The sequence below is a fragment of the uncultured Phascolarctobacterium sp. genome (genome assembly GCF_902463975.1).
GTDB lineage: Bacteria > Bacillota > Negativicutes > Acidaminococcales > Acidaminococcaceae > Phascolarctobacterium_A.
Genome location: NZ_CABQHJ010000003.1, coordinates 93382 through 104522, shown reverse-complemented (window position 1 = coordinate 104522; position 11141 = coordinate 93382). Strand labels below are relative to the sequence as shown.

Annotated in this window: 9 protein-coding genes; all 9 read left to right on the top strand. The window is 36.5% G+C overall.

Annotated elements, in window-relative coordinates; translation table 11 throughout:
* Positions 1 to 581 (top strand): RNA-guided endonuclease TnpB family protein (locus tag RDW05_RS01890; RefSeq protein ID WP_307977640.1); only part of this gene is annotated, 581 nt, incomplete at its 5' end.
* Positions 582 to 747: 166 nt separating this feature from the next.
* The gene (locus tag RDW05_RS01885; protein WP_307977639.1) at positions 748 to 1182 is read left to right on the top strand and encodes a WYL domain-containing protein; all 435 of its coding nucleotides are present in this window, start codon (positions 748 to 750) and stop codon (positions 1180 to 1182) included.
* Between the two features lie 103 nt (positions 1183 to 1285).
* Positions 1286 to 1477, top strand: a complete 192-nt coding sequence (locus RDW05_RS01880) for a hypothetical protein (RefSeq protein WP_307977638.1) — start codon at positions 1286 to 1288, stop codon at positions 1475 to 1477.
* Positions 1478 to 1491: 14 nt separating this feature from the next.
* A complete protein-coding gene (locus RDW05_RS01875; protein WP_307977637.1) occupies positions 1492 to 2040 on the top strand; it encodes an RNA 2'-phosphotransferase in 549 nt (182 codons plus the stop codon).
* A 3-nt stretch (positions 2041 to 2043) separates the two neighbouring features.
* Entirely contained in the window at positions 2044 to 2808 is a 765-nt protein-coding gene (locus tag RDW05_RS01870) for a tRNA(His) guanylyltransferase Thg1 family protein (RefSeq protein ID WP_307977636.1), read from the top strand.
* Positions 2809 to 2826: 18 nt separating this feature from the next.
* Positions 2827 to 4008, top strand: a complete 1182-nt coding sequence (locus RDW05_RS01865) for an AAA family ATPase (protein WP_307977635.1) — start codon at positions 2827 to 2829, stop codon at positions 4006 to 4008.
* Between the two features lie 573 nt (positions 4009 to 4581).
* Positions 4582 to 6699 carry a TonB-dependent receptor gene (locus tag RDW05_RS01860; protein ID WP_307977634.1) on the top strand — a complete coding sequence of 706 codons (2118 nt, stop codon included), beginning with the start codon at positions 4582 to 4584 and terminating at the stop codon, positions 6697 to 6699.
* Between the two features lie 27 nt (positions 6700 to 6726).
* Complete coding sequence (locus RDW05_RS01855) at positions 6727 to 10149, top strand: cobaltochelatase subunit CobN (RefSeq protein WP_307977633.1); 3423 nt, start codon at positions 6727 to 6729, stop codon at positions 10147 to 10149.
* The gene (locus tag RDW05_RS01850; protein ID WP_307977632.1) at positions 10142 to 11137 is read left to right on the top strand and encodes an ABC transporter substrate-binding protein; all 996 of its coding nucleotides are present in this window, start codon (positions 10142 to 10144) and stop codon (positions 11135 to 11137) included. Before RDW05_RS01855 ends, RDW05_RS01850 begins: the two co-directional genes overlap by 8 nt.
* Positions 11138 to 11141: the final 4 nt, after the last annotated feature.

Below are 11141 nucleotides of genomic sequence, written 5' to 3'. Positions count from 1 at the left end.
GTATTAAAGATATGGCTATTCTTTCTACTGGAGAAAAAATTGAAAATCTTAAATTTAGAAAACAATTAGAAGATAAACTAAAAAGAGAACAGAGAAAATTATCTAAAAGATTTTTAGTTGCTAAAAAATCAAATAAGAACTTAAGTGAGTCTAAAAATTATCAAAAACAAAGAATTAAAGTAGCTAAGATACATGAAAAAATTATGAATATGAGAACAGATTTCTTAAATAAGTTAAGTATGGATATTATCAAAAACCACGATATTATCTGTATTGAAGACTTAAATACAAAAGGATTGCTTCATAATCATAAATTAGCAAAATCTATTGCAGATGTATCTTGGGCTAGTTTTATAAATAAACTTGAGTATAAAGCGAAATGGTATGGTAAAGAAATAATAAAAGTTGATAGATTATATCCATCAAGTCAAATATGCTCTGTATGTGGCTATAAAGATGGCAAGAAAACTCTTGATATAAGAGAGTGGACTTGTCCAATTTGTCATACTCATCACGATAGAGATATAAATGCAAGTAAAAATATATTGGCTGAAGGTCTAAGAATCAGACAAGCAGTCTAAAAATAAAAAGAACCGTAGGAACTACGGGGATAGCTTGGTAAATATAGTTGGCTAATAAAAGCAACTACTTCCCAAGAAAAAGCTCCCACTTCAAAAATTACAAAGTAATTTTAAGTGGGAGAGGTTCACTGAGTTAATAAAAAGCTTTGATAATATACGGCAGCTGATGCGTGATTTTTATGTCTTTGGCTTTAAGAGCAGAGCTGATTTTGCGGATAAAAGCGCTCGCAGTTATGACAACGAGCGCCGACGCATTGAAAGCTGGCTGGGGGAGTATATGTATTTCCACCATAATGCCGGCGGTAAGAACTGCTTTATTTCCGTGGACATCAGAAAAATCCGGCATAATCCTTTTTATAAAGCATTAAAAGCCAAGAGCTTTACGGCTAATGATATCATGTTGCATTTTTTCCTGCTGGATATTTTGCAGCCTGGTGAAAAAATGACTCTGACAGTGCAATATGATAAGGGCGATGAAACCGAAATGCTTTTCCGTGTGCTGAGCTTCGGACCGACGGTTAAGGTGCGTGAGCCGGAGAACTTTAAGGAGCTTATCAGGAAAAAGCTAAGAGAGCAAATGCAATGCAGCGCAGAATTTTAAGTGCGCATGTTTTTTTCCATGATTATAGCTTGCTGCTGTGTTAAGATTAACATAGCAACAAGCTATTTTTATAAAACAGAACAGATAATGGAGGAATAAGCATATGGAAAGATTTGTAAGCTATGAGAAAATGTCGAAAAAACAGCAAAAGATAGTCAACGCCTCCAAACGAGGCAACTGGGGAAATGTGAAGCCGATTACGAAGGTCAAGGCTTCGGCAAAAATTTATGATCGTAAGAAGAAGCAGAACTCCGGGGACTATGGCTATAGTTTCGGGAGTTCTGCTTTTTTATAAGGCGGGGAAATGCTATGAGCAAAAGCTTAAACGAATGGGGAAGATTTTTAGCGCTGGTGCTGCGACATAAACCGCAAGCAGTCGACATTGAGCTGGATGTGCATGGTTGGGCGCAGGTGGAAGCGCTGCTGGCTGCCTTTAACCGGATAGAAGCATTTAATATGCTTATGCTGGAGCATATTGTTGCTGAAGATGATAAGCAGCGTTTCACATTCAGCGAGGATAAGAAGAGAATCAGAGCAAATCAAGGGCATTCCGTGAAGGTTGATGTGGAGCTTCGGGAGGCTGTGCCGCCGGAGCTTTTATATCACGGGACTGGCGTTAAATATGTTGCGAGCATCAACAGACAGGGACTTATTGCCAAGCAAAGACTGTATGTGCATTTATCGTCAAATGTTAAAACAGCGCATAATGTAGGCAAAAGACATGGAGAGCCGTTTATCTACGAAGTCCTTGCAGGCGATATGGCGAGAGCGGGCTATAAGTTTTACCTTTCGATAAACGGTGTGTGGTTAACAGAATGCGTACCAAGAAAATTTTTACGCGAATGGAAGGAGCTTTAGATAATGAAATTTGATGATTTTGATAAACGGATGCGAGTGTATGAACAGAGCATTGATCAATATATAGTTCCGGGAATGTATATAGTAGCGAGGCTGGACGGACGCAGTTTTACTAAATTAACGCGTGAAATATGCAAATTTGAGGCACCCTTTGACTCACGCTTTCGTAATTTGATGGTTGATACAACTAAGCATATTATGAATTGCGGTTTCAAGGTTTTGTACGGTTATACAGAAAGTGATGAAATATCCTTGCTGTTTAGTCCCGATAATAGCGCTTTTGCTAACAAAGTACGCAAAATAAACACTATATTAGCAGGTGAGGCTAGCGGTTACTTTTCCTTGGCACTTGGTAAGGCAGTGTGCTTTGATTGCAGGGTTGTGCCTTTGCCTAACATTGAACTCGTGAAGGATTATTTTTTGTGGCGGCAAGAGGACGCAAATCGCAATGCGCTGAACTCCTGGTGTTATTGGACGTTGCGTAAGGAAGGCTTGTCGAAAAATGAGGCTACGCAGTATTTGCGGGCTAAAAGTACTGCCTTCAAAAATGAGCTTCTTTTTGCGAGGAATATAAACTACAACGACGTGCCGCAATGGCAGAAAAGAGGCGTTGGAATATACAGCAAGGAGTATGTTCGTCAAGGTTACAATCCAATTTCAAAAAAAGCAGTATCCGTAAAAAGAAAGAGCTTTGAGGCAGATTATGAATTGCCGATAGCTGAAAAATATTCTGCATTTATAGGCAGTTTTTTAGCTGCAAAGTATTAGTTAAGTAAGGTGATTGATATGAGAATTTTATTATTGATGCGTGGTGTGCCGGGCTCCGGCAAGAGCACGTTTATAAAGGAGCAGGGGCTGGAGCCTTATACATTGAGCGCGGATGCGTTACGTCTTCTATATGCTTCGCCGATGCTGGATAATGCAGGCAGATGGTGCATCAGCCAGCATTTTGACAAGCAGATGTGGCCATTTTTGCTGCAGACACTGGAGGAGCGCATGAAGCGTGGCTGCTTTACGGTTGTGGATGCTACCAACATCCGCGGCAGAGATATGACTGCGTATAAAAAGCTCGCCAATGAGTATAAATATCGCATTTATGTGGTTGATTTTACTGATATTACATTGGAAGAAGCAAAGAAAAGGAATATGCTGCGTGAGGAATACAAACAGGTTCCGGAAAATGTTATTGAAAGAATGTATGCTCAGCTGACGGATAATAAGGTTCCGTCCGGCATTACCGTAATTAAACCGGAGGAGCTTTCGCAAATTTGGTACAAGCCACGCGATTTATCTGCCTATAAAAAGGTAATTCATATCGGTGATATTCATGGCTGTTATAAGCCGCTGAAGGAATATCTTGAGGAAATAAATCCGCAGAACTACTATATTTTCCTTGGCGATTACATCGACAGAGGCAGCGAGAATGCCGAGGTTCTGCAATTACTGCTGCAGCTTGCCGCATTAGATAACGTTACGTTGCTGGAAGGTAACCATGAAGCTCATTTGCGTGATTACGGCTTGGTAGATGGCGTTGCTTCGAAGGAGTTCCGCATGCAGACGGCACCGGAGATGGCGCAAGCAGGCCTGAGCAGGAAGGCTGTATATAATTTTTACAGGAAATTATCGCAGTGCTTCTGCTATATATATCAGGGGAAAAAGGTTTTGGTCAGTCATGGCGGCTTGGCGCGGATGCCGGAGAATTTATCCTTGGTGGCAACAGCGGAGCTGATTTACGGCACTGGCGTGTATGAGGATGCTTTGGATGTTGATATGTCCTTTGCCAAGCACGCAGCTGCAAATGAGTATCAGGTTCACGGACACCGTAATTATGAGGGCGTGCCGGCGGAGGTTAACGAGCATTGCTTTAATCTGGACGGAGCGGTGGAAATGGGCGGTCAGCTGCGGGCGCTGGAGCTTAGCGAGGATGGCTTTGTGACGAAGATGATTGCTTCGAGCAAACTGCTATGAATATCAAAAGCTGAATTTGAAGCGAGCCTGGAAAATCAGATTTTTGGCATCACGAAGGCATGCGTGTTATTGAAGCTATGTATCACCCGGAAAAATGTGTGGCAGATTTTTTTGGCTTTAATATAGAGTAATATAAAAAAGGACCTAATAATATTAGTTGATAGCTAATTTTATCAGGTCTTTTTGATTGCGCACATTTTCTAAAGTAACGTTTAAGCAAATGCATTACATAGACAATGGCTTATATACTATACGCTTCCGTATTTATATTTCTATAGCAGAGTAAATGAGTATCTGATTTATAGTAATTACGCCAAAGTACATAGTAAGTAGTTGGTTTTAGTATGCGCCTTTTATAGTACATATCAAAATAAAATTTATTTTGATTAATAAGAACAATAGTTATTGAAACTGAATTTATTATAAAGCCTATTAAGACTGTAATTGCAGTAGATAAAAAAACAGTTGACTGCCATGCTGCTATTTGGTTTATAATACTGTCAACGATATAATATATCGTTAGTATTGTTACGAATAGAAAAGTAGTATTTGATATCAGAAAGGAGCTGTAGTATGAGTACTAAGCGAGTAAGTAGTACATTAATGATGTTAGTTGTTTTAGGCAGTTCTATGAATGCTTTTGCACAGAATAATGATGTACTTGATGAAAATTTTGTTTTAGATGAAATGGTGGTGTCGGCTACACGTAGTGAAAAGAAATTATTAGATACTGCTGCCAGTGTCAGTGTTATTACTGATAAAGATTTAAATAAGATGCATATCAATAATTTGGATGAAGCATTTGTCAAGATTCCGGGAGTGTATGTAGGTCGTTTAAGCGGGATTGGTTCAACTACTTCTCAGACAGTAATGAGAGGTGTTAATGCAGCGAATTCTGTAGCAGTATTGGTCGATGGTGTTCAGGTAAATGATTCTTATAATGGTTCTGTAACATGGTCTGCTATTCCTGTAGATATGGTAAAAAGGGTAGAAGTACTTCGTGGACCTGCATCTGTTCTTTATGGTGGTAACGCACTTGCCGGTGTAATTAATATTATCACTAAAGATGTGGATAAAACATCCGTCAATTTAAAATTGTCATATGGATCTAATAATACTCAAAATCATAGCTTATATGTTGCCGGAAAAGCCAGTGATAAATTAGATTTTAATGTTAATTACGAAAAGAAAAAAACAGACGGTTATATTACCGATCCGGTTTTGAGCTCTAAAGCTGTTATTGGAGCTGAAACTACTACTACTAACACCGGAGCGAAGAGATGGATAATCGGCAATAAGGGTAAAAGACAATGGGATGAAAACACTGTTGGAGTTGGGTTCAAATACCATTTCGATGAATCTAAATCTTTAGCTTTAGATTTTACTAAAAATGAATATGAGTATTCTTATTCTGCGCCCACAAGTTATTTTGGTGATGATATTATAAAGAAGGCAGGAACATATTTTTCTACTCCGGGTGAAAAAGCGTCTAATAAATATAACATGACCTATAATGATAGCGAAAATGGCTGGAAAGCTGTAGTAGGTTATAGTGATCAATACAAGCAGCATGATACAAGTATTTCTAAAGCAACTGATTCATCTAAACCAAATACCAGATTTTCTTTTGATTTACAAAAAAACCAAACAATTTCTGCTAATAACAATGCAGTATTTGGCTTAAACTACAGAAAAGATAAGATGGATGCTACTGTCTATAAGTTGGCAGATAAGTTTAACAGTGACAGTAAGATAGCAGTGGATTCTATGGCTAGCGGAACTAATAAATCTTTCTCTGCTTATGTTATGGATGAGCATAAATTTTCTGACAGATGGACAGCTACAGCAGGCTTACGCTATGATAAATGGTCTACAGACGGAAGAATTCTGTTACCTAATAAAACTGAAGCCATTAATTATGACGAGTCTACTTATGATAATTGGAGTCCTAGCTTAAGCGTTATGTATAAACCGGAAGCTGACAGCAGTGTATATTTGTCATGGGGTAAAGCTTTTGAAGCTCCGTCATTATATAGAATGTATTCTTCCAGTTATAGCTCCAATGTCTATAATATTGCAAATCCTAATCTTAAACCACAAAAGGCTGAGACTTTTGAATTGGGCTATAAGAAAGATTTAAACAATAAGTCTGCAATAGGTGTATCTGTTTATGATACAAAGTATAAAGGCTTGCTGTATAAAAACTCTTTAGGCGTGGTAGATGGTATGAATGCTACATGCTACCAAAACGCTGGTGAAGCAGAAGCGAAAGGCTTTGAACTGGAATTAAATCATAATTTTGATGATAAATGGAGTGCCTTTTTAAATTATACCTATCAAAATCCTGTAATAAAAAAAGCTTTAAAGGCGACTGAGAAGGATAAATATGTTACGGCTATTCCTAAAGAAGTATTTCGTGCAGGTGTTACCTATAGTGATGATAAATGGAGCGGCATGCTAACAGGAGAATACATCAGCAAACGATTCAGCAAAACAGATAACAGTGATACAGTTAATGGAGTTTATGGTTCATACGATCCATACTTTATTATGAATATGGATATTAGTTATTCATTTAACAAGAACTATACTTTAACTGCATCGGTAAATAATATTTTAGATAGAGATTTCTTTAATTATTATTATCAACCTGGACGTACATATTCTGTAGAACTTAATTACAGGTTCTAATTTAATTATTATGCGTATGGAGGACTTATGAATTATATTTTGTTCGTATCTAATAAAGAAAGTGTTAATCCGTATTATATTGCTGCCTGGAAAAATGTTGCTGCAAGCAATGAACTAAATGAAAGTAATATAAAATTTAAGTTATTTAGCGGGACAGAAAAAACATATATAGATAGCAATGATATAAACAAAGATTGTAAGGGTATACTTATCAATTGGATGGGACAAAACGATGACAAGAGAGTCCTCCATATGCTTAGAATTGCTCAAGAGAAAGGTATTCCGTTAGTAGCAAATTTTACTTATGGTAACAATAAGATAATAAATTTACTAAACAATGAGATAGCTAACCAAGTAGCTTCGTATATGAATAATGGTGGCATGTACAATATAAAAAATTTATACTTGTATTTGCTCAATAATCTTCTAAATATCAATGTGATTTACAAAAATCCTAAAGAATTGGCTTGGTCTGGAATTTACATACCGGAAGCGGATAATGTTTTGACGAAAGAAGCTTTTTATGAGAAGTATTATAATCCTTCTTTGCCCACTGTAGCGATTAACTTTCCTAGGGAACATTGGGCTTGGGGACATACTTCATACATAGATAGCTTGATTAATGAATTACGACAATTGGACTGTAATGTGTTGCCTATTTTTTCTCATTGGAATCGTGATAGAGAGAGAAATATACCAGGTTTTGAAAATAATTTTTTAGAATTAGCCTGTTTAAAAGGTGCATTTATACCACAAGTATTAATAAATTGCTTATGGTTTTCTCTGACAGTTGGCAGAGATATTGAAGATAAAGATTTATTGAAGAAACTAAATATACCGATACTTCAAGGTGAAATACTTTTGCAAGATGTAGAAAGCTGGGAAGCGTCTAGTTATGGTTTAAATGAAAACGAGCTTCAAGCAAATATTATTATGCCGGAATTCGATGGAGTTGTACATGGTGTACCATTAGCTGGACAAAAAAAAGATGGTACTCTGGTAACTATGGTGCCAATTTATGATAATATAAAACTAATGGCAAAAAGAGCTTATTGTTGGGCACAGTTGAAACTCAAGCAAAATAAAGATAAAAGGATAGCTCTTATTTTTCATAATTATCCTGCAGGAAATGCTACAATCGGAACTGCTATGGGTTTGGATTCTCTTCGCAGCGGAGAAGTGATTTTAGAAAACCTTCAAAAAGCTGGCTATAAAACTGATGAATTACCTAAGGAATCAGGATGGCTTGCCGAAAAACTGCTTTCTAGTTTTACTAATGAGGTTGAATTTTTTAAATCAGATCTTGAGCCATGTGGTAAATATCCTGTTGGTAGTTATAAACAATGGTATGAAAATTTAGGCGTGGACACTAGAAACCATATAAAAAATAATTGGGGTGAAATGCCCGGAAATTCGTTTCTTACTGATACAGAAGAAGAATTTAAAATTGCAGGGTTTAAACAAGGAAATATATTCATAGGAGTCCAACCGCCAAGAATTGCTTTTGGTGATATTCAAAAAAGTTTTCACAATGGAGATATACCGCCTACACATTACTATTTGGCTTTTTATAGATGGTTGGTGGAAGTATTTAAAGCTGATGCAGTAATACATCTTGGTACTCATGGTAGTCTTGAATGGTTACCTGGTAAAAGCACTGGCTTATGCAGAGCTAGTTATCCTTATTTGGCTATAGATAGTCTTCCTAATATATATCCGTATTTAATTTCTATTACATGCGAAGGACTGCAGGCGAAAAGGCGTGGCGCTGCAGTATTAGTTGATCATTTACCGGCTCCTTGTGAAGAAGCCGGATTATATGGTGAAATGCGGGAACTATATGATTTGGTAGAGCAGTATTTAGAAGCCTATAGATTACAAAGTTCTACAGTTTCGCAATTAGAGCAAGTAATATCTGAATTACTGCTTAAGGAAGATATGAAATGTTTTTGTAATAAGGAAAATGAAATTGATTTTTGTGAGCAGATGGAGAATTTACATGCTTATCTTGAGAAAATATCTTCAAATCAATGTAGAACAGGTTTGCATATATTAGGTGATTTAGGTTCTGAAGCGGATTTAAGAAATCTGATTAATAGTTTTACTCAGGGTAACAATGAACTTAAAGAAATTGTTCTGGATAAGTTGAGCCATACTGATGAAGAAATAACAAATATACTTAAAGGTTTAGATGGTTGCTATATTGAAAGTGGCTTATCCGGTGCCCCTTCAACAGGTATGCTGGATTGTCTTCCAAGTGGTAAAAATTTTTATGGTGTGGATCCAAGGTTACTACCTTCCAAGTCAGCATGGATTATTGGCCAGGAATTAGCAAATCAGGTTATACAACAGTATATTGAGGAAGAAGGAAGATATCCCGAACGTATTGCTATGATATTTTGGTCAGGCACCAATATGCGTACCAAAGGCTGCGATATAGCTCAGGCAATGGCGCTTTTAGGTGTTTCGCCAGAATGGAATACTAATGGGAGAATAAGTGGTTTTAAGGTTATCCCGTTAGACGTTTTGAAAAGACCACGTATAGATGTTATAGCGCGAATAAGCGGTATGTATAGAGATTCGTTGTATCCTACTGTAGAATACTTGGATGAATGTATTAAATGTATTATGAAATTAGATGAGGATGGTGATGTTAATTACCCGCGTAAGCATATAATGGAGGACTCAAATGAATTAGAAATGACAAACTACGATAATTTGCAATGCAGGATTTTTGGTAGTGCACCTGGAACTTATGGTGCTGGTGTTAATTTGGCAATAGAAAGCAGAAACTGGCAAAGTATTGATGATTTAAGAGAGATATATGTATCTTGGGGAAGTTATGCTTATGGTAAGAACATTAAAGGTCAATTTCTGCCGGAAGTTTTCTCTAAACAGCTCAGCAAAGTTGATTTAACGCTAAAAAATGAAGATCATTACGAGACAACAATGTTAGAATCAGATGATTATAATGCGTTTCATGGTGGCATGATTGCTGCAGTACGTAGTTTATCAGGAAAAGTTCCAAAGTCATTTTGTGGGAATTTGTCTAAAAAGGATGCTGTTAGTGTTCAAAGTTTATCAGAGGAAATGAAACAGTTATACTTATCTCAAGTACTGAATCCTAAATTTATTCAGGGAATGAAGAAACATGGATATAAGGGTGCAGCTGATTTATGTAATATTGTAAGTCATAGCTTTGCTTGGGATGCAACCAGCAATGTTATTGAGGATTGGATGTATAATGATTTGACTAAAATGTATGTCCTTTCAAAAGATGTCAATGCATGGTTAAAAAAAGTAAACCCATGGGCTTTAAGAAAAATGTGTACTGTTTTGTTAGAAGCAAAACAAAGAGGTTTATGGAATACGCCTAAAGAAATTGAGAGTGCTCTACTACAAGAGTTTTTAGAAATTGAGGGTGATTTAGAGGAATTGAGCGATGAATAGTGATAATAAAATATATAGAATATTTTTCGCCATTGTTATACTAGTTTTGAGTTGCTTAATCATTGTAAGTTTCGTAGGTATTAATCAGACGAACAGACAAGATAGTTATTTCGTTATTGATAATTTAGGATATAAAACTATTTTCGATGCTAAGCCTACGAGAGTTTTGTGTTATAATCTTACGTATGACACTATTCTTTTAGGAATTGCGCCTGCCGATTATTTAGTAGCTAAAAATTACCTTGACAAGGATTCAGCAATTTCGTATATTGCTGAGGAAACAAAGAATATAAAGACAGAATATAGGTTATTTAAGCAACTCGGTGAAGAGTCAATTATGGCGATGAATCCTCAGGTTATCTTTGTACCTGATACTTTAGATAAAAATGTTATTGAATCTTATAGAGCAATGGGTATAAAGACAGTTGTCTGTAGAGGTCCCAATAGCATTGATGATATCAGGTATAACATAAGACTAATGTCTCAGGCTATGGGTAAGGAAGAAAACGGTGATAAATTAATACGTGAAATGGATAGACAGCTAGCAGAAGTTCGTGATAAAATTCAATTAAAACAAGCTGAACAGCCGGTTGTTATGTTAGCATCCAGAATGAGACAGTATGGAGGAATAGGCTGTGTCTATGATGATATTTGTAAGCATGCCGGAATAAGAAATGCAATTAGCATGCAGGGAATACATTATGGCGAAACCGTAACCAAAGAATCTATCATAGCCTCAAATCCTGATGTTTTTCTTGTTTCTGCAGGTAGAGAATATGAAGAACCCAAAGATGTTCAGTTTAGAAAAGAATTTTTAGAAGATCCTGCTTTTCAACATCTGAAAGGAATGAAAAGAGTAATAGCGATACCTGATAGGTATATTTATTCAAATTCGCAGAACTGTGTTTATGCTATCAAGGGATTGTATAATAGTATTTATGGACCTACTTTTGATATGAAGGAAGAAAAATTGTTAAAGGGTTATTAAGAAG